At 42.2% G+C, this 23,206-nt stretch carries 24 protein-coding genes; 10 read left to right on the top strand and 14 right to left on the bottom strand.

Annotated elements, in window-relative coordinates; genetic code table 11:
* Window positions 1-2: 2 nt before the first annotated feature.
* From FTV52_RS02845 to FTV52_RS02820, 6 genes are all read right to left on the bottom strand, one after another.
* On the bottom strand, window positions 3-707 hold the full coding sequence (locus tag FTV52_RS02845; RefSeq protein ID WP_004971542.1) for a CoA transferase subunit A: 705 nt from the start codon (window positions 705-707) through the stop codon (window positions 3-5).
* A 101-nt stretch (window positions 708-808) separates the two neighbouring features.
* Window positions 809-1,711, bottom strand: a complete 903-nt coding sequence (locus tag FTV52_RS02840) for a hydroxymethylglutaryl-CoA lyase (RefSeq protein ID WP_179989764.1) — start codon at window positions 1,709-1,711, stop codon at window positions 809-811.
* The gene (locus FTV52_RS02835; protein WP_167845930.1) at window positions 1,708-3,702 is read right to left on the bottom strand and encodes an acetyl/propionyl/methylcrotonyl-CoA carboxylase subunit alpha; all 1,995 of its coding nucleotides are present in this window, start codon (window positions 3,700-3,702) and stop codon (window positions 1,708-1,710) included. The genes FTV52_RS02840 and FTV52_RS02835 overlap by 4 nt, the downstream gene beginning before the upstream one ends.
* Before the next feature lie 15 nt (window positions 3,703-3,717).
* Complete coding sequence (locus FTV52_RS02830; RefSeq protein WP_004971533.1) at window positions 3,718-4,515, bottom strand: enoyl-CoA hydratase/isomerase family protein; 798 nt, start codon at window positions 4,513-4,515, stop codon at window positions 3,718-3,720.
* Window positions 4,516-4,526: 11 nt separating this feature from the next.
* Window positions 4,527-6,128, bottom strand: a complete 1,602-nt coding sequence (locus FTV52_RS02825; protein WP_131261348.1) for a carboxyl transferase domain-containing protein — start codon at window positions 6,126-6,128, stop codon at window positions 4,527-4,529.
* Window positions 6,129-6,161: 33 nt separating this feature from the next.
* Complete coding sequence (locus FTV52_RS02820) at window positions 6,162-7,334, bottom strand: isovaleryl-CoA dehydrogenase (protein ID WP_004971528.1); 1,173 nt, start codon at window positions 7,332-7,334, stop codon at window positions 6,162-6,164.
* Window positions 7,335-7,482: 148 nt separating this feature from the next.
* On the opposite strand from FTV52_RS02820, the gene FTV52_RS02815 reads away from it, so the two are divergent.
* The 6 genes from FTV52_RS02815 to FTV52_RS02790 all read left to right on the top strand — a co-directional run bounded on the left by FTV52_RS02815 (window position 7,483) and on the right by FTV52_RS02790 (window position 13,572).
* Window positions 7,483-8,109 (top strand): TetR/AcrR family transcriptional regulator, encoded by a 627-nt coding sequence (locus tag FTV52_RS02815; protein ID WP_004971526.1) that lies wholly within the window; start codon window positions 7,483-7,485, stop codon window positions 8,107-8,109.
* 82 nt (window positions 8,110-8,191) lie between these two features.
* Window positions 8,192-9,880, top strand: coding sequence for an AMP-binding protein (locus FTV52_RS02810; RefSeq protein WP_179989763.1), 1,689 nt, complete (start codon window positions 8,192-8,194; stop codon window positions 9,878-9,880).
* A 191-nt stretch (window positions 9,881-10,071) separates the two neighbouring features.
* The gene (gene bioB / locus FTV52_RS02805; protein WP_004971522.1) at window positions 10,072-11,064 is read left to right on the top strand and encodes a biotin synthase BioB; all 993 of its coding nucleotides are present in this window, start codon (window positions 10,072-10,074) and stop codon (window positions 11,062-11,064) included.
* Window positions 11,065-11,124: 60 nt separating this feature from the next.
* On the top strand, window positions 11,125-11,811 hold the full coding sequence (locus FTV52_RS02800) for a class I SAM-dependent methyltransferase (RefSeq protein ID WP_004971520.1): 687 nt from the start codon (window positions 11,125-11,127) through the stop codon (window positions 11,809-11,811).
* Window positions 11,812-11,893: 82 nt separating this feature from the next.
* On the top strand, window positions 11,894-12,691 hold the full coding sequence (locus FTV52_RS02795; protein WP_104851802.1) for a thioesterase family protein: 798 nt from the start codon (window positions 11,894-11,896) through the stop codon (window positions 12,689-12,691).
* Between the two features lie 104 nt (window positions 12,692-12,795).
* Window positions 12,796-13,572, top strand: coding sequence for a Rossmann-like and DUF2520 domain-containing protein (locus tag FTV52_RS02790; protein ID WP_179989761.1), 777 nt, complete (start codon window positions 12,796-12,798; stop codon window positions 13,570-13,572).
* Between the two features lie 69 nt (window positions 13,573-13,641).
* Here FTV52_RS02790 and trmB read toward each other — a convergent pair whose 3' ends face one another.
* The gene (gene trmB, locus FTV52_RS02785; RefSeq protein ID WP_179989759.1) at window positions 13,642-14,358 is read right to left on the bottom strand and encodes a tRNA (guanosine(46)-N7)-methyltransferase TrmB; all 717 of its coding nucleotides are present in this window, start codon (window positions 14,356-14,358) and stop codon (window positions 13,642-13,644) included.
* Between the two features lie 185 nt (window positions 14,359-14,543).
* Window positions 14,544-15,995, bottom strand: coding sequence for a SulP family inorganic anion transporter (locus tag FTV52_RS02780; RefSeq protein WP_179989757.1), 1,452 nt, complete (start codon window positions 15,993-15,995; stop codon window positions 14,544-14,546).
* A gap of 218 nt (window positions 15,996-16,213) precedes the next feature.
* Between FTV52_RS02780 and FTV52_RS02775 the strand changes: the two genes are divergently transcribed.
* Complete coding sequence (locus FTV52_RS02775; protein WP_131261343.1) at window positions 16,214-16,825, top strand: glutathione binding-like protein; 612 nt, start codon at window positions 16,214-16,216, stop codon at window positions 16,823-16,825.
* Between the two features lie 99 nt (window positions 16,826-16,924).
* Here the strand turns inward: FTV52_RS02775 and FTV52_RS02770 are convergent, their stop codons facing one another.
* From FTV52_RS02770 to FTV52_RS02750, 5 genes are all read right to left on the bottom strand, one after another.
* Window positions 16,925-17,707 carry a thiazole synthase gene (locus tag FTV52_RS02770; protein ID WP_004971502.1) on the bottom strand — a complete coding sequence of 261 codons (783 nt, stop codon included), beginning with the start codon at window positions 17,705-17,707 and terminating at the stop codon, window positions 16,925-16,927.
* 13 nt (window positions 17,708-17,720) lie between these two features.
* Window positions 17,721-17,918 (bottom strand): sulfur carrier protein ThiS, encoded by a 198-nt coding sequence (gene thiS / locus FTV52_RS02765; RefSeq protein WP_004971499.1) that lies wholly within the window; start codon window positions 17,916-17,918, stop codon window positions 17,721-17,723.
* A 42-nt stretch (window positions 17,919-17,960) separates the two neighbouring features.
* Window positions 17,961-18,326 (bottom strand): DUF423 domain-containing protein, encoded by a 366-nt coding sequence (locus tag FTV52_RS02760; protein ID WP_131261341.1) that lies wholly within the window; start codon window positions 18,324-18,326, stop codon window positions 17,961-17,963.
* Between the two features lie 170 nt (window positions 18,327-18,496).
* Window positions 18,497-19,366, bottom strand: a complete 870-nt coding sequence (gene rpoH / locus FTV52_RS02755; protein WP_004971496.1) for an RNA polymerase sigma factor RpoH — start codon at window positions 19,364-19,366, stop codon at window positions 18,497-18,499.
* A gap of 165 nt (window positions 19,367-19,531) precedes the next feature.
* A complete protein-coding gene (locus FTV52_RS02750; protein ID WP_154320852.1) occupies window positions 19,532-19,786 on the bottom strand; it encodes a sulfurtransferase TusA family protein in 255 nt (84 codons plus the stop codon).
* Between the two features lie 477 nt (window positions 19,787-20,263).
* On the opposite strand from FTV52_RS02750, the gene FTV52_RS02745 reads away from it, so the two are divergent.
* Both FTV52_RS02745 and rhlB read left to right on the top strand, forming a co-directional pair.
* Window positions 20,264-20,476 (top strand): cold-shock protein, encoded by a 213-nt coding sequence (locus FTV52_RS02745; RefSeq protein WP_004648643.1) that lies wholly within the window; start codon window positions 20,264-20,266, stop codon window positions 20,474-20,476.
* Between the two features lie 111 nt (window positions 20,477-20,587).
* Window positions 20,588-21,739 (top strand): ATP-dependent RNA helicase RhlB, encoded by a 1,152-nt coding sequence (gene rhlB / locus FTV52_RS02740; RefSeq protein ID WP_179989755.1) that lies wholly within the window; start codon window positions 20,588-20,590, stop codon window positions 21,737-21,739.
* 109 nt (window positions 21,740-21,848) lie between these two features.
* On the opposite strand, the gene FTV52_RS02735 is transcribed toward rhlB, so the two are convergent.
* Window positions 21,849-22,226, bottom strand: a complete 378-nt coding sequence (locus FTV52_RS02735; RefSeq protein ID WP_004971490.1) for a hypothetical protein — start codon at window positions 22,224-22,226, stop codon at window positions 21,849-21,851.
* Between the two features lie 380 nt (window positions 22,227-22,606).
* Between FTV52_RS02735 and FTV52_RS02730 the strand changes: the two genes are divergently transcribed.
* Window positions 22,607-23,182, top strand: a complete 576-nt coding sequence (locus FTV52_RS02730; RefSeq protein ID WP_131261340.1) for a nitroreductase — start codon at window positions 22,607-22,609, stop codon at window positions 23,180-23,182.
* Window positions 23,183-23,206 lie beyond the last annotated feature (24 nt).

Raw genomic sequence — 23,206 nt, 5'->3', positions numbered from 1 at the left:
TCTTAAGCCTCCGCCTTTAAAGTCATTTGTTCAATCCGTTTTTCTGGGCTTGCATTGAGGACAATGCGGTTCACATAAATACCAGCTAAGTGGATTTCGTCGGGGTCTAAATCGCCAATTTCAACGATTTGTTCAACTTCGGCAATGGTGATTTTGCCTGCCATAGCACAAACAGGATTAAAGTTTTGTGCTGTTTTACGGAAAATAAGATTACCCGCTTTATCTGCTTTGTAGGCTTTGACCAAAGCGACATCTGCAGTCAAAGATTCTTCTAAAATATAATCTTTGCCGTTAAATTCACGGACTTCTTTGCCTTCTGCAATGACAGTGCCTACACCTGTTGGGGTGAAAAATGCAGGAATACCTGCACCGCCTGCGCGTAGTTTTTCTGCCAGTGTGCCTTGCGGGGTGAGTTCAACTTCCAATTCACCGCTTAAAAACTGGCGTTCAAATTCTTTATTTTCGCCGACATAAGATGAAATCATTTTTTTAATTTGTTTGGTTTCAAGCAATAAGCCTAAACCAAAACCATCGACGCCAGCGTTATTAGAAATACAAGTCAGTTGTTTGACGCCTGTATCTTTTAACGCAGCAATCAAGGCTTCAGGAATACCGCATAAACCAAAACCGCCCACCGCCAAGGTATGCCCATCTTGAACCACGCCATTTAATGCAGCTTGTGCGCTGTCATATACTTTATTGGACATTTGTCACCTCTATTTATTCTCTGCACGGCATTCACTTGCCATGTTGTGTTGTTGTCATCCTTGTCGCTTATGTTCCAAAGTTATTGAGGATGAAATAGGTTTTAAGCACAAACCTTTTGCCAGTAGGCATTGGCATAGTGAGATGGATTATTGCGCTGTAAGACATTGCTGATGTTACGACTAGCTGTCATCAGCGGTTCTAACCGCACACCTGTTTCAAAACCCATCTTGGACAGTAAATAGTACAAGTCTTCGGTAGATACATTGCCCGATGCACCTTTGGCATACGGACAGCCACCTAAACCTGCAATGGATGAATCAAATACACGAATGCCTTGCAAGAGCGACTGATAAATATTGGCAATCGCCATGCCGTAAGTATTGTGAAAATGACCTGCTAAAACTTTGGCATCGACCTGTGCTAAACAAGCATCCCAGACTTTTTGCACACGGTCAGGGGTTGCTGTACCAATGGTTTCACCCAAAGACACTTCATAGCAGCCCATATCCAATAATTGCTGTGTGACTTTTGCGACTTGTTTCGGGTCAATCGCACCTTCATAAGGGCAGTCCACCATACAAGATACATAACCACGCACGCGAATGTTGTGTGCTTTGGCTTGACGCATCACATCGCTAAACTTTTCCAGACTTTCTTCAATTGAGCAGTTGATATTTTTTCGGGTAAAGCTTTCAGAAGCGGCGGTAAACACGGCAACTTCTTTGCAACCCACCGCCAAAGCCGACTCAAAACCTTTTGAGTTTGGGGTCAGTAAACTGAATTGAATGTTTGGGTTTTGTGGCAGGCTGGCAAACAGCACATCGCTGTCTGCCATTTGCGGTACCCATTTGGCCGATACGCAAGAACCGACCTCAATGCTGCTTAAACCTGTTTGCATTAAATCCAAAATCAGGTTTTTACGGTCTGCCAAAGTGAGTGGCGTTTTCTCATTTTGCAGACCATCTCGTGGGCCAACCTCTACAATTTTGACAAATTCAGTCATGCAACTTCCTCCGTCAAGGCTTCAAATTCAACCAGTTCATCGCCTGCTTTGACCTGATCGCCCGCTTGGAAGTACGAACTTGCCACAATGCCATCGAAAGGCGCACGAATTGAATATTCAATTTTCATGGCTTCCAGTGTCATCAGTACATCATCTTTTTTCACACGGGCATTGGCTGCCACCAAAACTTGGGTGATTACACCCGGCATTGGTGCAGTCAGATTGTTGGCATTGTCTTGTTGATCATCGCTGTTAAAGTTTGCTTGTACATAGCTAAACACATGACGCTGACCGTTTTGGAACAGGGTGATGCCTTGCGCATGTTGGTTAAATGCTATTTTTTGTTGCTGACCATTGATACAAACCTGTAGACGATGTGCATCCAAAAGCTCGCCTTGAACGCTCAGCGTTTGCCCATTGTAGTGAGCCTCAAAACCAGAAGTGCATGGTTTTAACTGGATTTTGAGTGTTTGGTCATTGCACTGTAATTGCACTGTGTGGGCGCTTTGCTGATTTAAGCGCCAGAAGTGGTCTTTTTGCCAAACCGCGTTGTTTGCCGCTTTGTTGTTTTGAATACGAGAAAGTACATCAATTAACGCAGCTGCAACGACAGTTTCTGTAGCGACTTCAGGTTTTGCGTTAAGTAAAAATGCTTCCTCACGTTGAATAAGCCCTGTATCCAAATTGGCATGTTTAAAGGAATCACACAGCACCAAACGATCCAAGAATGCAATGTTGTTGCCTAAACCATCGACGTGGAACTGACCTAAAGCATGGTGCATTTGCGTTAATGCTGCTTCACGGTTTTTACCCCAAACAATCAGTTTGGCAATCATTGGGTCGTAGTAGGTGCTGATTTCATCACCTTCGACAATCCCGCTATCGACACGTACGGCATCATTTTGCTCTGGATAATGCAGATAGCTGATTTGACCAATGGCAGGAATAAAGCCTTTTTCTGGTTCTTCGGCATACACACGCGCTTCAAGGGCATGACCATGAATTTGCAATTCATGTTGCTGTTTTGGCAATGGCTCACCAAAAGCAACTCGCAATTGCCACTCAACCAAGTCTTGCCCTGTAATCATTTCTGTGACGGGGTGTTCGACCTGCAAGCGGGTATTCATTTCCATGAAATAAGCAGTACCGTCTTGCTCGACAATAAACTCTACCGTACCTGCGCCCACGTAATTTACAGCACGTGCGGCATCAATTGCGGCTTGGCGCATAGTTTCGAGTTTATCTTCTGGCATTTTTGGTGCAGGTGCTTCTTCAAGCACTTTTTGGTGGCGACGTTGTACCGAGCAATCACGTTCAAACAAATGCACGTAGTTGCCGTGAGTATCGCCAAAAACCTGTACTTCAATATGACGTGGTTGAATCACATAGCGTTCAATCAGCACATCTTCATTACCAAAGCTAGAACGTGCTTCACTTTTACATGAAGCGAGTGAGCTGAGAAAGTCTTCACTGCGTTCTACTAAACGCATGCCTTTACCGCCACCGCCTGCACTGGCTTTAATGAGCACAGGATAACCAATGCTGTCGGCTTGTTGCTTTAAAAATGCCGCATCTTGATTGCTGCCGTGGTAGCCCGGAGTTAGTGGCACACCTGCTTTTTCCATCAAGGCTTTAGAGGTTGCTTTTAGACCCATCGCCAAAATGGCTTCAACTGGCGGGCCAATAAAAACAATATTGTTGTCTTTACAGGCAAGTGCGAATTGGTCATTTTCAGATAAGAAACCATAACCCGGGTGAATCGCTTGTGCACCTGTGCTTTTGGCTGCCTGAATAATACGTTCAACTTGCAAATAACTTTGTGCCGCAGGCGATTCACCAATATAAATGGCTTCGTCTGCCAGTTTAACGTGTTGTGATTGCGCATCGGCATCTGAATACACCGCGACAGTCGCAATCCCAAGTTTTTTTGCGGTACGAATTACACGGCAGGCAATTTCACCACGGTTGGCAATTAAAATCTTTTCAAACATCGTGCGATCCTTCTTTTATTCTGCCGTGGTCTTGATCCAAGCCGGGCTTTGTTTATTTAAAAAAGCATTTAAGCCATTTTTCGCCTCAGTTCCTTGGCGAACATGTGCAATATGCTGTGCAGTTTGTTGGAGTAAATCTTCGGTCAAAACTTGATGATTAACCATCTGAATCAGTTGTTTAGAAGCATGTTGCGCTTCTGGGCCACCAAGCAATAAGGCTTGCACAATTTCATCAATTTTGCTGTCTAAGTCTTCGGCTGAAGTGACTTCATGCGCTAAACCAATTTGCTGTGCCTGTTCTGCAGAAATACGCTCTGCCGTTAAAAAGTAACGTGATGCCTGACGTGCGCCAATCGCACGAATGACGTAAGGGCTAATGGTAGATGGTGCTAAACCTAAACGTACTTCAGAGGTCGCAAACTTGGCATCGGTGCTGGCAACGCAAATATCACAGGCAGCTGCCAAACCCATACCACCACCAAAGGCAATACCATGCACACGGGCAATAGTCGGTTGTTTTAACGTCGCTAAACTTTGCAGCATTTTTGCCAGTTTTAGGGCATCGGCTTGATTTTCTGCTGTAGAAGCTTGACCTGCCTGTTTCATCCAGTTCAAATCTGCACCTGCAGAAAAGCTTTTGCCGCGTCCTGCCAAAATCACCACTCGAATATCATCACGGCTATTCAGTGCCTGAAAGCAGGCGTGTAATTCTTCAATCACCTCTGTATTGAAAGCGTTATGCAATTCCGCACGATTAATCCAAACCGTAGCCACTTGGTTGTTCTGTTCGAGCTGTAAAAACTGATAATCCATTTTGTCACCTCTTACATGCGGAACACGCCAAATTTGGTCGGTTGGATGGGTGCATTGAGGGCAGCGGCTAAACTTAATGCCAAAACTTCACGCGACTGTGCTGGATCAATCACACCATCATCCCATAAGCGTGCAGACGCATAATATGGATGACCCTGACGTTCGTATTGTTCACGAATTGGCTGTTTGAACTGATCTTCTTCTTCTGCAGACCAGCTACCACCTTTGGCTTCAATCTGATCACGCTTTAAGGTAGACAATACGCTCGATGCTTGTTCGCCACCCATCACTGAAATACGTGAGTTTGGCCATGTCCACATAAAACGTGGTGAATAAGCACGACCACACATCCCGTAGTTACCTGCACCAAAAGAACCGCCAATCACCAAAGTCAGTTTAGGCACATTGGCTGTGGCAACCGCCATCACCAGTTTGGCACCATTTTTGGCAATGCCTTCATTTTCATATTGGCGTCCAACCATGAAGCCTGTGATATTTTGAATAAATAACAGGGGAATGTTGCGTTGGGTGCATAGTTCAATAAAGTGTGCGCCTTTTTGTGCCGACTCGGAAAATAAAATACCGTTGTTGGCAATAATCCCGACAGGCATACCATATAGTTTGGCAAAACCTGTAATTAATGTGGTGCCAAAGCGCGCTTTAAATTCATCAAAACGTGAACCATCGACAATACGGGCAATCACTTCACGTACATCAAACGGTTTACGCGCGTCAGTCGGAACAATGCCATACAGTTCAGAGGCATCGAATAATGGTGCTTCTATATGCTCAGGCTGCGGGTTTGGCTTTTTATTTAAATTGGCAACGATGTTGCGGGCAATTGCCAAGGCATGTTCATCATTTTCTGCCAAATGATCGGCTACACCTGAAAGGCGAGTGTGTACATCGCCACCACCCAAGTCTTCGCTGCTAACCACTTCACCTGTTGCGGCTTTAACCAGCGGTGGGCCGCCCAAGAAAATTGTCCCCTGATTACGCACAATGATGGTTTCATCTGACATGGCAGGGACATACGCACCGCCTGCGGTACAACTTCCCATCACAACGGCAATTTGGGCAATGCCCATGCTCGACATACGCGCTTGGTTATAGAAAATGCGTCCGAAATGATCACGGTCTGGAAAGACTTCATCTTGTAGCGGCAAATATGCACCGCCAGAATCGACCAAATAAATACAAGTCAGGTGATTCTGTTCGGCAATTTCCTGTGCGCGTAAATGCTTTTTCACAGTCAGTGGATAGTACGTTCCACCTTTTACTGTGGCATCGTTGGCAATGATCATGCAGGTCACGCCATTCACTTGACCGACACCCGCCACTACACCCGCAGCAGGGACATCATCCTGATAGACCTGATAAGCGGCCAACTGACCAATTTCAATAAATGCAGTACCCGGATCGATCAGGTGGTCAATCCGTTCACGTGGCAGTAATTTGCCACGGTCTAAATGTTTTTGGCGTGCAGTTTCGCCACCACCCAAAGCAATTTTTTGGACTTTTTCTCTGAGGTCATCGACTAGGCTTTGCATCGCAGCTTGGTTGTTTTTAAACTCGTCGCTGCGAATATTAATTTTGCTCTGTAATTGATTCATGCCAACATCCTTGTCTATTCTTGTGATTTATTTTTAGGCAGTTTCGTTAAACAATTCACGGCCAATCAACATACGGCGAATTTCTGAAGTACCCGCACCAATTTCATAGAGTTTGGCATCACGCCATAAACGTCCTGCAGAGAACTCATTGATATAGCCATTACCGCCCAAGGTTTGAATGGTTTCACCTGCCATCCATGTGGCTTTTTCGGCAGCGTATAAAATGGCACTGGCTGCATCTTTACGTAAACTACGGCTGTGTTCAGCTTTGTCACATTCTGCGCCAACGGCATAGACCAGTGCTTTACATGCCAACCAAGTCGAATACATATCGGCAATTTTGCCTTGCATAAGCTGGAATTCACCCAATGCCTGACCAAACTGTTTACGCTCATGAATATAAGGAATCACGGTATCCATGCAGGCATCCATAATGCCTAGCGGCCCTGCACTTAAAACTGCACGTTCATAGTCCAGTCCACTCATTAGTACTTTTGTACCATTGCCCACACCGCCCAAGACGTTTTCTTTTGGTACTTCAACATTGTCAAAGAACAATGGATAGGTATTTGAGCCGCGCATCCCGAGTTTGTCTAAATGGCTGCCGTGGCTAAAACCTGACATGGTTTTTTCAATTAAGAAAGCAGTCATACCTTTGGCGCCTGCCTGTAAGTCAGTTTTGGCATACACCACCAAAACATCGGCATCACCGCCATTGGTAATCCACATTTTTGAGCCGTTGAGCAAGTAATGATCGCCTTTATCTTCAGCTTTCAGTTTCATGCTAACCACGTCTGAGCCTGCATTTGGTTCAGACATTGCCAAAGCGCCGACGTAATCGCCTGAAATCAGTTTTGGTAAATAGCGTTGCTTCTGTTCTTCTGTCCCATTTCGCTTAATTTGGTTCACACATAGGTTAGAATGAGCACCGTAAGACAAACCAATGGATGCTGATGCACGAGAAATTTCTTGCATGGCAATGATGTGAGCTAAATAGCCTAAGTTAGTGCCGCCGTATTCTTCACTCACGGTTAAGCCAAGTAAGCCCATATCGCCAAATTTTTTCCAAAGCTGGGCAGGGAATTCGTTATCACGATCAACCTGTTGAGCAATGGGTGCAATTTCCTTTGCACAAAAAGCAGCGATTGAATCGCGCAGGGCGATTAAGGTTTCATCTAAGCCGAAGTCTAAGCTTTGTAAAATCATGTGTTCATCCATCCTGTGGTTATATTTGTTGTTCCTAAAACAAGCATTGTTGTTGTGCTTAGGTTCTAACATACATCGAAAATTTAAAAAAGTGAACTAAAATTCACAAAATGATTTACAATTCATTTTATCTGGTTGAGAATAAGATATGAGTTATAAAAGATCATCATTGATGCAGGAACGTATGGAACAAAATCGCATGGCGATTTTAGATTCTGCTCGTGAACTTATTGCTCATGGGGGCTTTAAAGAAGCGTCTATCCAAGCCATTGCAGAACGCGCAGGCGTATCTACAGGTTTGGTGTATCGCTACTTTGAAAATAAAAGTCAGATTTTGATTGAAGTTTTATCGGATGCGATTCGTCGTGAGGTCGAAATTTTGGACCACATTGCGAAGTCAGATTTAAGTGCAAAACAAAAATTGCAAAAATCTGTCACCACTTTTGTGAAGCGTGCGATGAACAGCCCTCAATTGGCGTATTCGTTAATGTTCGAGCCTGTAGACCCAGAAATGGAACATGAGCGTTTTCGCAGTAAACAACTGATCAAACAGAGCATCAAGGAAATTTTGGCTGAAGGAAAAGTCAATGGTGAGTTTGATTTTGAAGATTTGAACACTGCTGCTTTAGGTGTGGTTGGCTCCATGACCTTTGTAGTGATTGAACCTTTAAACCCGTCTCGCAATGTGATGTTTGATCAAAATTATAAAGATTACTTTGTCAAACAAATTGCCGACTTTTGTGTAAATGCAGTGCGAAAACAGCAGGGAGGGTAGTAAAACAACGCACAAAACAGGCAAAAAGTAATCGTCGTCATAATGGAAAACAGAATTACAAAGAATCAAGGAGATCGATTCAATGACACAAGTACGGTTAAGTTATGCCTATGGCACCAGTAATCAGCCTTTGTTAGGCATGACCATTGGTGAAAAGTTTGATCAGGCTTGCCAGCAATATGCAGATCAGGATGCTTTGGTAAGCGTGCATCAAAATGTGCGTCTGACCTATAAGCAACTACAGCAACAGGTCAATGCCTTTGCCTGTAGTTTGTTAAAACTCGGTTTTAAAAAAGGTGACCGCCTTGCCATTTGGTCTCCGAATTGTGTGGAATGGACGATCACTCAATTCGCAGCCTTTAAGGCAGGGGTGATTTTGGTGAATTTAAACCCAGCCTATAAAAGCAATGAACTGGAATTTGTGCTCAACAAAGTTTCCTGTAAAGGTTTGGTAATTGCATCGCAGTTTAAAAGTACCAACTATCAGGACATCTTAACGAAAATTGCCCCAGAGCTGTGTCAGGCAGACAATAAAGTCCTCAACGCCAAGCGTTTACCGCATTTAAAGCATGTGATTAAAATTGATGATCAAGCACATACAGGAATGCATCGTTTTCAGGATTTATTGACAGCTCCAACCACACACATGCTGAAAAAACTGCAACACATTGCTAGTGAGTTGCAGTTCGATGAAACCATTAACATTCAATTTACCTCAGGCACGACGGGCAATCCGAAAGGCACTATGCTGACCCACAACAACATTTTAAATAATGGTTGCTTTGTAGGAGAAGCAATTCATTTAAGTCCACAAGACCGTGTTTGTATTTCCGTACCGCTGTTTCACTGCTTTGGTATGGTGATGGGCAATTTAGCGTGTATCACACATGGTTCAACCATGGTCTATCCATCGGCAGTGTTTAACCCGCTCGATACCTTAAAAGCCATTCAGCAAGAAAAATGTACAGCTGCTTACGGCGTACCGACCATGTTTATTGCCATTTTAGAGCATGAACAGTTTGATGAATTTAATTTATCTAGCTTGCGCACAGGCATTATGGCAGGCAGTCCGTGTCCGCAGGAAATTATGCAACGCGTCATCGACCGTATGCACATGGCGCAAATCACCATTTGTTATGGCATGACCGAAACAGCACCTGTGAGCGCACAAAGTTCGACTGAAGATTCTGTGGAGCGTCGTGTCAGTACGGTGGGGCGTGTACATCCACATCTGGAAGTAAAAATTGTCGATGAAGAAGGCAAAGTCGTGCCGCGCGGACAGTTAGGAGAATTGTGTGTGCGTGGTTATTCAGTCATGCTGGGTTACTGGGATGAACATGACAAAACCCAAGAAGTCATTGATGTTGCACGTTGGATGCACACAGGCGACATTGCAGAAATGGATGATGAAGGCTTTGTAAAAATCAAAGGTCGCATTAAAGATGTGGTGATTCGTGGCGGTGAAAACCTGTTCCCGAAAGAAATTGAAGATTTCTTATATACTCACGATGCGGTCTGCGATGTGCAAGTAATTGGCGTGCCAGATCATCGTTATGGTGAAGAACTATGTGCCTGTATTATTTTGCATGAACACCATGAATGTACCGAAGAGGCAATTCGCCAATACTGTGCAGAACACATTTCACACAATAAAGTCCCACGTTATGTGCGCTTCTTTAGTGAATTTCCAATGACCGCTTCAGGCAAGGCACAGAAATTTAAATTACGTGAATTTATGCGTGAAGAATTAAATTTAAAGGAAATTGCTTAAGGCATTATTTCAGCTATTTACTGCTGCAAGATCGACCTTTTAATTTTGTCAGCACACACCCTTTATTTCTCACGCAGAGATAAAGGGATACTCTATACAGGAATAATCACACTAAAAATATATCGCATGCTCGGCTTAATAAAAGATGGCACAAGTTTAAGCATGATGCGTGATAATCAAGGATGAAAATAATGACCGTACGCAATGATTGGACTCGAGAAGAAATTCAGCAGTTATATGAACAACCTTTTCTGGATTTAGTCTTTGAAGCACAGCGTGTGCATCGCCAACATTTTGCTGCCAATACCGTACAAGTCAGTACCTTATTGTCTATTAAAACAGGCAAATGCCCTGAGGACTGCAAATATTGCTCGCAATCTGCGCATTATGATTCACAGCTTGAAGCTGAAAAACGTATTGCAGTTGATAAAGTCATTCAGGAAGCCAAAGAAGCTTTAGCATCAGGTTCTTCACGTTTTTGTATGGGCGCTGCTTGGCGTAATCCGCATGAACGCGATATGCCCTATGTTCTGGAAATGGTGCGTGAAGTCAAAGCTCTGGGCTTAGAAACTTGCATGACTTTAGGGATGTTAAACCAATCGCAGGCAGAACGCTTAAAAGATGCAGGCTTAGATTATTACAACCATAACCTAGACACATCGCGTGAGTATTATCCTAATGTGATTAGTACCCGCTGTTTTGATGATCGCTTAAACACTTTGGATATTGTGCGTCAAACAGGTATGAAAGTATGTAGTGGCGGTATTGTCGGTTTAGGTGAAGATACCCAAGACCGTATTGGTTTATTACATGAATTAGCGACTTTACCGTTACATCCTGAATCTGTGCCGATCAATATGTTAGTTCCGATTGAAGGTACACCATTGGCTGAAGTAGAAAAACTGGATGTGATTGAGTGGATTCGTACCATTGCAGTTGCACGTATTATCATGCCAAACAGCTATATTCGTTTATCTGCAGGGCGTGAATCATTATCTGATTCAGATCAGGCGTTGGCATTTATGGCAGGTGCGAACTCGTTATTCTCAGGTGAAAAGCTTTTGACCACACCAAACGCAGGCGAAGGCAAAGACAAACAATTGTTCCAAAAATTAGGCTTAGTGCCTGAACGTGCCAAGCCAACCGTTTCGGAATTGTCGGTAGATGCAATGGCTGTGGCTTAAGCAGATCTTGAAAAAGACTCAGATATTTAATGTCAGTAAATTAAAGAAGAATCATGTGATATGGCAAAAGATTTTCACAGTGCAACTGTGGTTGCAGGCTATGACAGTCATATTCGGAAACTCATTCCCGGATATGAATTGGTACATCAACACATCAATGCAATTTTAAGTAGTCATTTGCCCGAAACAGCACAAGTTTTAGTGGTGGGGTGTGGCACAGGCTATGAGTTGCAGTATTTACTGCAGCAACATCCACAGTGGCAATTTACGGCCATCGACCCATCTTTAAGCATGTTACAGCAGGCAGAAAAAAACATTCAGTCTGTGGCAGGGCATGAGCGAGTACGTTTTATACAGGCAGATACCCACCAATTTGCCCAACAAGCGCAGGTTGAAAATTTGCAGTTTGATGCGGCATTGGCGATTTTGGTGGCGCATTTTGTGCCAGTCGCAGAAAAAACATTATTTTTTCAAGATATTTACCAAACATTAAAACCTACAGCGATTTTATTAAGCTATGATCTGATGCAGCAGACTGAAAATATAGAACTGCGCTGGATGCAGAATTTGGCTTTGGATTGTGGTTTAACTACGACTCAAGCGGAAAAAATGCTTGCACGACTGGCCGATGATTTTCATTTAATTATGGCAGATGCGCAGGCAGCATTGCTTACTCAAGTGGGTTTTCGTCAGTGTAAAACATATTGTCAACTTATGAATTATTATGGTTTTTTTGCAGAGAAATAGTTGATCAATAACATTATTTAGTCAGTAATCTTTGTAGTAAAAGTATCCGCACAAGAAAAGTTAGATCAGGGAAAGAGACAAAATGTCAGCATATTACACTTTACTCAAACGTGAACAACATGCCGATGGTGGCTGTACTGCGCACTATCGTTGCAACATTCATGCACAAGGCGCGTGGAATCCGCATGAACAACACATGGCACCTGCAACGGGTATTTTGTGTGCAGAACTTGAGCAATTTATGCCGCGTGATGATATGCGAATTGGTCGGGTCGGTTTAGATATTTTTGGCTTAATTGCCTTTGGTGAATTTAGTATCACCACCCGTATGATTCGACCGGGTAAAACCATTGAGCTGATTGAAGCGGAAATGTGTGCTGAAGGAAAAACCTGTATTGTGGCGCGTGCATGGAAAATGAAAACCTCAGATACACGCGCAATTGCAGGATTGGAAGATTTACCGATAGAAAACCCTGAATATTTGCCCGATTGGGATGGCATGCGTTGTTGGCCGGGCGGCTATATTCAAAGCATTGAAACCCGTGCGCATTTAGATCGTCGTGCAGGTAAGGGCATCGTTTGGTTAAGAAACCAATTGGATATGGTTGAAAATCAAAGCACATCTAGTTTTGTGCGTTTATTGGGGATGGTGGATACCGCCAATGGCGTAGTGCCACGTTTAGACCCGAATGCGGGTTGGGGTTTTCCAAATTTAGATTTGCAAATGCATTTACACCGTTTACCGCAAGGCGAATGGCTAGGCTTGGAAGTAACACAACAATATGGTGAAGATGGTATTGGCTTAACGAGTGCAGTTTTGCATGATACTCAAGGGCCATTTGGACGTAGTGAGCAGATTTTAACTTTGCGTCAATTCTAAATCTATTCAATATCAAACAAAAAACATCAGGACGAATTGCTTCGTCCTTTTTTTATTGGCATGCTGTGTGCAGATTATTTCATCTTATTTTATCTGAAAATATTATGCGAATTAGTTTGATTGGTGCAGGGCGCGTTGCACATCATTTGGCTCATGTTTTAAACGCACAGCATCAAATTGTGCAAATTTATAGCCGTAGTCTGGACAAGGCGCAGCATTTGGCTGCGCAGGTTGGCGCAGAAGCGATTGCTGAAGTAGAAAAACTTCATTCAGATCTAGATTTAGTGATTATTGCAGTGAGTGATCAGGGCATTGGACAGGTGATTCAGGAAGTTCATCGTGATTTAAATCATGTGTTGATTGTGCATACCTCAGGCAGTACTAAATTAGATGTATTGCAACAGCATCATGTACGTTCAGGGGTATTTTATCCCTTGCAAACCTTTAGTTTAGAGCGTGAAATTGATTGGTCAGAAACGCCTTTATTTATAGAAGCTGCATTTGCTGAAGATCAGCAGCTTTTAATGACTTTGGCAAATAGCCTAAGCAAAAGGGTTTATGCCTATACTTCAGCACAGCGTTTGAGTTTGCATTTGGCTGCGGTATTTGCCTGTAATTTTAGTAATTATTGTTATGACATGGCCAAGCAAGTGGTCGATGCTCAGCAAGTAGATTTCAGTCTGCTGTATCCTCTTATTTTGGAAACTGCGCATAAAGCGACCCAGAATGATCCGCGTCAAATGCAAACAGGGCCTGCTATGCGGGGTGATCACAATATTTTAAAAATGCATCAGGACTTATTGGTAGCAGGGCAGCAACATGCACTTGCCGAAGTTTATGCGCTAATGAGCCAACAGATTTTAACGCGGCATCAATCTTAGTCATTTGATACGATAACACGAGTTCAAATAAAAAATGCTTCCTTGTGGAAGCATTTTTTCTAGCAGAAATTAGTTAATTTTCTTGAAGATAAAATCATTAATCTTATGACCTGCTTCAATTCCGCGGCGTTCAAACTTGGTTTGTGGACGCCATTCAGGGCGAGGGTAGCTATTGCCTTTACCCGCCAAGTTTTCTAAACGTGGACGGTTGTCCAATACATCCAGCATCCATTCTGCATACGGTTCCCAGTCGGTTGCTGCATGGAACGTACCACCTAACACTAATTTTTGCTCTACCAATTCCATGCGTTCATGAGCAACAAAACGGCGTTTGAAGTGACGTTTTTTCTGCCATGGGTCTGGGAAATATAACTGCACCGTATCAATGCTATTGTCTGGCATTTCACGTAGCACTTGAATTGCATCGGCATCTAAGACACGTAAGTTGCTTAAACCTGCTGTACCTGCTTCATAAACGCACTGTGCAATCCCTGGAATATGGACTTCAATCCCGACAAAGTTACGTTCAGGATTGGCCTGCGCCATAAGTACCAAAGAACGCCCCATCCCAAAACCAATTTCTACTGTAAGCGGGTGTTCAGGGTGTTCAAAATGTTGACGTAAATCGCCAACAGGATATTCCAAAATTAAGTCGCCGTATTGTTCCAAGGCGCTACGTTGTGACGTATTCAATGGTGAAGAACGGCGCATGAACGTTACAATTTCACGATGCTCGTTGAGGTTGTCCAGCTCGACAACGTGCTGGTCTAATTGATCGTTCGACATAATTTTGGCAAATCTAATAAATTCGAATGCGGTATTTTAAGTCCTGAGCCATTGAAGTCAAATTTTTTCGCTGTTTTTCGCAGCGCCGTGCAAGATTGCGATACATCTGCATCTTTTGAGCATAAAAAATGCCGAATCATTAAGATTCAGCATTTAACATCATCAACGGTATTTTAATACAATAATTACGAATGGGTACTGTATTGATCAATTAAGGTATGACTGGCCTCATTCAATCCAATAATATGCACTTTAATTTGTTGGGCTTTAAATTTGTTCACCACGCTATTCAGCATATTTACAGAGGTAATATCCCAAATATGCGCATGCGTTAAGTCGATGGTGACATTGCTAATATCTTCTGAAAAATCAAAAAACTGATAAAACTTTTCTGAACTGCTAAAGAAAATTTGCCCTGAAATCACATATTGGCGGGTATGTTCGCCCAATAAAAACGAACTGACTTTAACTTCACTTTCCAGTTTATTCACCAAAAATAAAGCAGAAAGCAGTACGCCAACAAAAACACCCAAAGCAAGGTTATGGGTAGCTAACACCACAATCACCACAGCTAACATGACTATATTGCTTTGTTTCGGATGCTTTTTAAAATTACGGATGGAATCCCAGTTAAAAGTCGTGAATGACACCATAATCATAATCGCAACCAAGGCTGCTATAGGAATATATGCCAACCAATCTTTGAGAAAAACCACCAAGCACAGCAAAAATACGCCTGCTGTAAGTGTAGATAGCCGTGTACGCGCCCCAGAACTGACGTTGATAATAGATTGCCCAATCATGGCACAGCCTGCCATACCGCCCATAAAGCCACTCACAATATTGGCATAACCCTGACCACGACATTCCTGATGCCGATCTGCTTCTGTGCCTGTGGCTTCATTGACAATCGTAGTGGTCATCATGGTTTCGAGTAAACCGACTGTGGCTAAGGTCATGGCATAAGGAAAAATAATAAATAAAGTTTCAAAATTCAGTGGAATGTCAGGCACTAGAAAAATAGGCAGCGTGTCGGGAAATTGTCCCAAATCGCTTACGGTACGCATATCTGCACCAAGTAATAAAGCAACCACACTCAGCACAATAATGCAGACCAAAGGCGAGGGAATGCTTTTACCAATTTTAGGAATGTATGGAAACAGATAGACTACCGCTAAACCTAATCCTACAAATAAATAGCCTAAGCCATCCATTTTCGATAATTCAGGCAGTTGCGCCACAAAAATTAAAATCGCCAAAGCATTTACAAAGCCATAAACCACCGATTGCGAAACAAAACGCATCAGTTTGGCAACTTTAAAATAACCTGCCACAACCTGAATCAGCCCTGTGAGTACTGTTGCAGCCAATAAATATTGCAAACCATGTTCTTTGACGAGGGTAATCATCAGTAATGCCATAGCGCCTGTCGCGGCAGAAATCATGGCAGTACGCCCACCAAAAAAAGAAATCGTGACCGCAATACAGAACGATGCATATAAGCCGACTTGCGGATCGACGCCTGCTATAGCCGAAAAGGCAATTGATTCAGGAATTAATGCCAAACCCACCACTAAACCTGCCAAAACATCGGTGCGGATATTGGAAAACCATTCTTCTTTTTTCAGGCTAATCACAATCTCAATTTCATGAAACTTTAAAGGGCTGTATGTTAAAACATCTAGAGATAAAAAAGCAGGCAAAACAGACTTGAAAAAGCCTGTCTTTTGCAGGATAGTCAAAGCGTAAGGGCTTTTTAAGACATTTTCGCTTTTTTGCAATTTATAGGTTCAATCACTTGCAAGTTTGTGACAAGCGATTTACAACAGAGATAGTTATATAACAAGGATCAAATATGAAGCTTTATTATTCACCTGGCGCATGCTCTTTGGCAGCACATATTATTTTAAATGAAGTGAATGTCGATTTTGATATTGAGCGTGTAGATTTAAAAACCCATAAAACAGAAAAGGGTGCCGATTATTATGAAATTAACCCTAAAGGTTATGTACCTGCTTTAGAAATTAACCCAGGTTTAATTTTGACGGAAAACGTAGCGCTATTGCCATTTTTAGCGCAGCAAGACCCTAAACAGGATTTAATTCCGCCATCTGGTTTAGGTCGTGCTAAAGTATTGGAATGGTTGGGTTATTTAAACTCTGAATTACATGACGCTTACTCAGTATTTTTTGGCGCGCCTTTAGATGCAGAAGCCAAAGAAAAAGCCTATGCAGAAATTGATCGCTTGTTGACTTATATTGATCAAGCGATTGCATCATCAGACCATGAATATTTGGTGGATGATAACTTTGGTCCAGCCGATGCGTATTTGTTTGTTATCACTAATTGGTCAAACTATATTGAGCATGATTTAACTCCGTATAGCCATGTGGTTGAAATCCGTAATAAAGTTGCTGCGCGTCAGTCGGTACAAATTGCTATGCGTGATGAAGGCTTGATTCCTTAATCGGCTTTTACTTGCCAGAATCAGATAATAAAAAAGACGTTGAGTTAACACTTAACGTCTTTTTATTTGAGTTGTCGGACTTGGAAAAGACCCTAATGATTATTTAAAGAAATAACCCGTTTCAGGTGAGCTGGCATTCGCCATACGCTTACGTGGCATACGTCCTGCCAAATAAGCTTCACGTCCTGCTTCTACTGCTTTACGCATCGCAGATGCCATTAGCACTGGGTTTTGTGCTGCTGCAATTGCAGTATTCATCAGCACACCATCGCAACCTAATTCCATTGCAATCGCAGCATCACTGGCAGTACCCACACCTGCATCTACCAATACAGGTACTTTGGCATTTTCTTTAATAATCGAAATGGTATGCGGGTTAAGAATACCTAAGCCTGAACCAATTAAACTACCTAATGGCATAATTGCCACGCAGCCCATACTTTCCAATTCTTGCGCCACAATCGGGTCATCGGAAGTGTAGACCATGATCTCAAAACCATCGTCAATTAGCGTGCGCGCAGCTTTTAAAGTTTCGGTGATATTTGGGTAGAGGGTTTTTTCATCGCCCAAAACTTCTAGTTTGACGAGGTTGTGACCATCTAGCAATTCACGCGCCAACATGCAGGTGCGCACGGCACTGTTGGCATCAAAACAGCCTGCTGTATTTGGCAAAATGGTGTATTTTTCTGGTGGAATTACGGAAAGTAAGTTTGGCTGATCTGGATGTTGCCCAATGTTTACACGACGAATGGCAACCGTAACAATTTCTGCGCCACTGGCTTGAATCGCCAAATCTGTTTCGGTTAAATCTTTGTATTTGCCCGTACCCACCAATAAACGTGAATTAAAGGTACGTGAACCGATTTTAAAGGTATCTTGCATGGGTGCTCCGAGTTTAGCCGCCACCAACGGCATGAATAATTTCAATGCGGTCTTGATCGCAAATAGGGGTTTCGGCAAGTTTGCTTTTGGCAATAATTTTTTCGTTTTGCTCCACAGCAAAACGTTTGCCTTCTAAATCTAATGCCTGAATCAGTTGTAACAGGGTCGTGTGAGTGGTCTGTTGTGCTTCGCCATTCAGATAAATTTGCATGACCGAGAATCCATCTTCAAAATTACAAAATATAATTGAGCTTTATTTGGCATATTTCATGGCTTGCCAAGCTAAGCTTAGCCAGCCTGCAATCATGAGTGCTCCACCAATTGGGGTAATCATGCCCAAGCCACGGGCTAAATCCAATGCCATGATATACAGTGAACCGCAGAAAAATAAAATACCCAGTTGAATCAGAATAAAACTGGCTTTAATAGGAAGTTGTGGAATTACTTTGGCCAATATGCCCAATGCTAAAAGTCCAAGGGCATGATAGAAAAAATAATCTGTTGCAGTTTGCCACCAAAGCAATTGCGCTTCAGTTGCACGGGCCTTTAAGCCATGTGCACCAAATGCACCGAGCATGACTGCTATAGCTAAATTCAGGGCAGAAATTGCAATCCACATACGCAAATTGACCTATTTAATTTTGCGCTTAACCTTAGCACATTTTTAGGGGCGGGAAAATCTGAGATTTGCCTGCCTGTATGTAGCTGTACCAATTAAAGACAATAAAAAAGGGCAGTTTGCCCAATTTTATTTTTCGATGTGTCTGCATCAATTTGGAGAATGTCAGTTTAGTTTGATGACATCGCCACTTTAATTTTTTCCATGGCATTTTTTTCGAGCTGACGAATACGTTCTGCCGAAACATTATATTCTGCTGCCAATTCATGCAGGGTCGATTTATCATCATCTAACCAGCGACGCTGCAAAATATTACGTGAACGATCATCCAACTGCTCCATAGCTTCATGTAGGGCAGAAGTGCTTTGTTCTTCGTAGTCTTCGTTTTCGACTAAACGTGCAGGGTCGTAACGGTTATCTTCCAAATACAATGCAGGTGCAACATAAGTTGAACCTTCATCGTCATCATCGCCTTGTGCTTCAAAAGCCGCATCATAAGCGGTTAAACGACCTTCCATTTCCAAGACTTGTTCTGCAGTCACATTTAAGTCATTGGCAATAGATTGTGCTTCTTCGAGCGTCAGTTTTTTGCTAGATTTTTTGAGGCTACGCAAATTAAAGAACAATTTACGCTGCGCCTTGGTGGTGGCAATTTTAACAATACGCCAGTTACGAATCACATATTCGTGAATTTCAGCTTTAATCCAGTGCACGGCAAATGACACCAAACGCACGCCCATATTCGGGTCAAAGCGTTTCACGGCTTTCATTAAGCCCAAGTTGCCTTCCTGAATTAAATCGCCCTGCGGTAAACCATAGCCCGCATAACTTCGTGCAATATGCACCACAAAACGTAAATGCGACATGACCAACATTTTGGCCGCGTCTAAATCTTGATCGTAATAATAACGCTCGGCTAACTCTTTTTCTTGTTCAGCCGTTAAAATAGGAATTTGGTTAACAGTACTAATATAAGCCCCGAGGTTTACCCCTGGTGCAGATAATGACAGGGGCATCAACTGATTGCTGCTGTCACTCATGAGATCTCCTTATAGGATTAGGTAGGTAAAATAACCGATGTCTTTATCTTAATGCCAATATTCTACTTAAATAAGTAAAATTGGTGTAGATATGTAAATCTTTATAGCAATAAGCGGCGAATATTAAGTCATTAAAACAAATGAACAATCAAACAGATACGCTTATTACGATGCTTTTGGCTTGGCAACATCAATCACATAATGAAACTCTGTTGCCGAAATCTGACTTGCTTCACAGCTATATTGATGTAACTGACAATAACGCGCCACATCTTGCTGGCTGTGCGGATCAGATGACTTCAATAAAAACCGTGCAGAATCTGAATGTTTAAGGGCACGTTTCAGCATCAATAAAGGCATAGGACAAGGTTGTCCCATGGCATCAATCACTATGATAGGTTGTTCAGCATCACACAGCATTGAAGTAAAAATTCGCCTTAAAAAACAGAATGATCATACTAGCAAATTCGCTCACAAATCCCAAATAAATTTCATCTGAAGCATCGGGGCTATTCATTGCGCGGCTTACTGCGCATAAGGGCAAGAGAATTGGCTTATTTTGCGAGATATTTGCAATAAAATTTATAGATCAAAATTGTGCTAAGTCACTTAACAGAAATAAAAATTTTCTATTTGTTCAACTCGTTTCAAACTGAACAAGATAAATCAAAAAAAATCTATTAATTGTCATAAAGCCGTGTTAAGCTCGATGCGTATTTAGGATTTTAGATAGACAATCGTTGTTTGTCGCCCTATTACAAATGGATGTAACCGGGATTTTGTTAATAGTTATACAGAATGATTACAAGCTTAGAAATAAAAATATTTTTAAACTTTGTTTGCTCTGCTGTTTGCAACACCGGGTGGTCCTTCTTTTTAATCAATGAGGATTAACTTATGACAGCTCGTGAACAAGGCGTAGTTAAATGGTTCAACGACACTAAAGGCTTTGGCTTTATCCAACGCAATGGCGGCGACGATGTATTCGTTCACTTCCGTGCGATCCAAGGTGACGGCCACCGTTCACTTCGTGACGGCCAACGTGTTGAATTCAGCGTAGTAAAAGGCCAAAAAGGCTTCCAAGCTGAAGAAGTACAGCCATTAGACTAATCACTCGATTATTCTAAAAAAAACGCTCCAATCCTGATTGGGGCGTTTTTTATTTGTATTTCTGTTTATAATAGGTCAGTTTTTTGTCTGTATAAGTTCGAGCACATATTTATGTCATCTGGTTTTGAAACCTTAAATTTACATCCGCAATTGAAACAGGCTATTGATGCTTTGGGTTTCAAGGAAATGACGCCAATTCAGCAAAAGGTTTTAAAATTTACTTTGGCTGGACATGATGCCATTGGTCGTGCGCAAACAGGTACAGGAAAAACTGCTGCCTTTTTAATTAGTGTGATCAACGATTTATTGAATAACCCAATTCAATGGCAGCGTTATCGTGGTGAACCACGTGCATTGGTTTTAGCGCCTACGCGTGAATTGGCTTTGCAAATCGAAAGTGATGCAAAAGACTTAACCAAATTTACCGACTTAAATGTGGTGACTTTGTTGGGTGGTGTAGACTTTGATAAGCAAAAGTCACAACTCAATAAAAACTTTGTCGATATTATTGTTGCGACACCAGGGCGCTTGATTGATTTTGTAGAACAAAAAGAAGTTTGGCTAGATCAGATTGAGTTTTTAGTGATTGATGAAGCAGACCGCTTGCTGGATATGGGCTTTATTCCATCGGTAAAACGTATTGTGCGTTATTCACCGCGTAAGGAACAGCGTCAGACGTTAATGTTCTCGGCAACTTTTAGTTATGATGTGTTGAACTTGGCTCAACAGTGGTTATTTGAACCTGTTACAGTCGAAATTGAACCTGAAAAGAAAACCAATGCCGATGTTGAGCAACGGGTATATATGGTTGCCAAAACCGATAAATACAAATTGCTTGAAGAAATTTTACGTGATGAGCCGATTGAAAAAGTCATGATTTTTGCCAATCGGCGTGATCAGGTGCGTAAGCTTTATGATCATTTAAAGCGTGATGGCTATAAAGTGGTGATGTTGTCAGGTGAAATTGCCCAAGACAAACGCTTAAAAATGCTGGATCAGTTTAAAAATGGCAAACATAACATCATGATTGCAACAGACGTTGCAGGGCGTGGTATTCATGTCGATGGTGTTTCGCATGTGGTGAATTTCACTTTGCCTGAACAGTCAGATGATTATGTGCACCGTATTGGTCGTACAGGTCGTGCAGGTACACGTGGTGTGAGTATTAGCTTCTTGTCGGAAGATGATGCGTTCTATTTACCAGAAATTGAAAAAGCCATTGGTCAAAAATTGCCATTAACACGTTTAGATGGTTATTGCTAATTACTCATTTAAGCTATTTTTTAGTTTAAATCCTGCTGTTCTTAGTTTAAAAGTCGCTCTCAGTGGAGCGACTTTTTTGTATTTGCTTCTTATGTCGTGCTGTAATAATTTACTTTGCCTGACATCTAAAGGTCAGCACAGTTTGATAATCATCATCACGGGCAATATCAGTATTACGTCCCGCAATTGTACCTAAAACAGTTGCTGCCGCCTGAATCATTTGTCCCGTTTGCTCATCGACTACACCTTTGAGTGCGCCGTTATAAGATGTTTTTTCATCAACCAAGACTGGAGCGGCACGAGTACCACAGGTTTTATTGGCAGCTGTAATTGCATTATTTTTGGCAATAATATTACTTTTACCTAAACCTGTGACTTCATATAGGTTGTTTTCTTTTTGAATGGCAAGAGAATTATTTGGCGTGGTGGCACATGCGGTTAAAAGTGCAAAAACGGCAAGGCTAGAAAAGGCGACTATTTTTTTCATATCTACCTCGGGGCTAAAACGCTGTAGCGCGTATTGTTTGTTGATGATATTTCAATTCAAATGTGTAGAGATTGAAAATAACAATTTGATCTAGTTGAACATAATCTGGATGGTTTTAGATGTAGACACTGTATAGGCTGTGTTGATAATTCGTCATTCATTTATACACATCAAACCCAATCCATAATGTATTTTCATGCTCTTAAACTATAGATGAATGCGTCAAAGCATCATTGTTTAGATGTGCTGAGCAGGTTCATCTTAAAAGTGCAGACATATAGACCCTAATCAGAATCTTGCAAATAAGCATACGGAAATAGCGCAATTTTTTGAGTTTATGCTAATCTTAACCGAGCTTTTTGAAATAGTTATATAAGTCAATGACGGATACAGCGGTAGAAATCGTTCATCAAAATATTCATCAACGTCAGTCTACGGGGCAGTTAGTTGAACCTGCACCAAATACTGAGCAGCTAGAAATGGCTTTTCAGGCAGCTTTAACCGCACCAGATCATCATCGTTTAAAACCTACGCGCTTTGTGGTGATTACTGCCGAGCAACGTGCAGCATTTGGTGAGTTACTTTCTCAAGCCTTGGCAGACATGGGCGAAACCGATGCGGTTCAGTTGGAGCGAGTGAAACAGCATCCATTTCGTGCGCCACTTTTAGTGTTGGCGTTAACGCAATTTCAGGATCATCCAAAAGTGCCACGTTTTGAGCAGACTTTAAGTACAGGCGCTGCGGTACAGAACTTTTTACTGTCTTTGCAGGCGCAGGGCTTTGCCAGTATGTGGCGTAGTGGGGCAGTCGTTGAGTCGAACTTGCTGAAACAAGCTTTAAACTTAAATGCAGATGATTTAATTTCAGGCATTATTTATGTGGGAACAGCGGCTAAAGCCATTCCTGCACGCGCTGAGTTGAATACGCAAGCTTATGTTCGTTATTGGAACGCATAAGTCTTTATTTTTAGGATATAACAA

The sequence above is a fragment of the Acinetobacter sp. YH1901141 genome (genome assembly GCF_013416935.1).
In the GTDB taxonomy this organism is placed as follows: domain Bacteria; phylum Pseudomonadota; class Gammaproteobacteria; order Pseudomonadales; family Moraxellaceae; genus Acinetobacter; species Acinetobacter towneri.
This window is presented reverse-complemented; position numbering and strand designations above follow the sequence as displayed.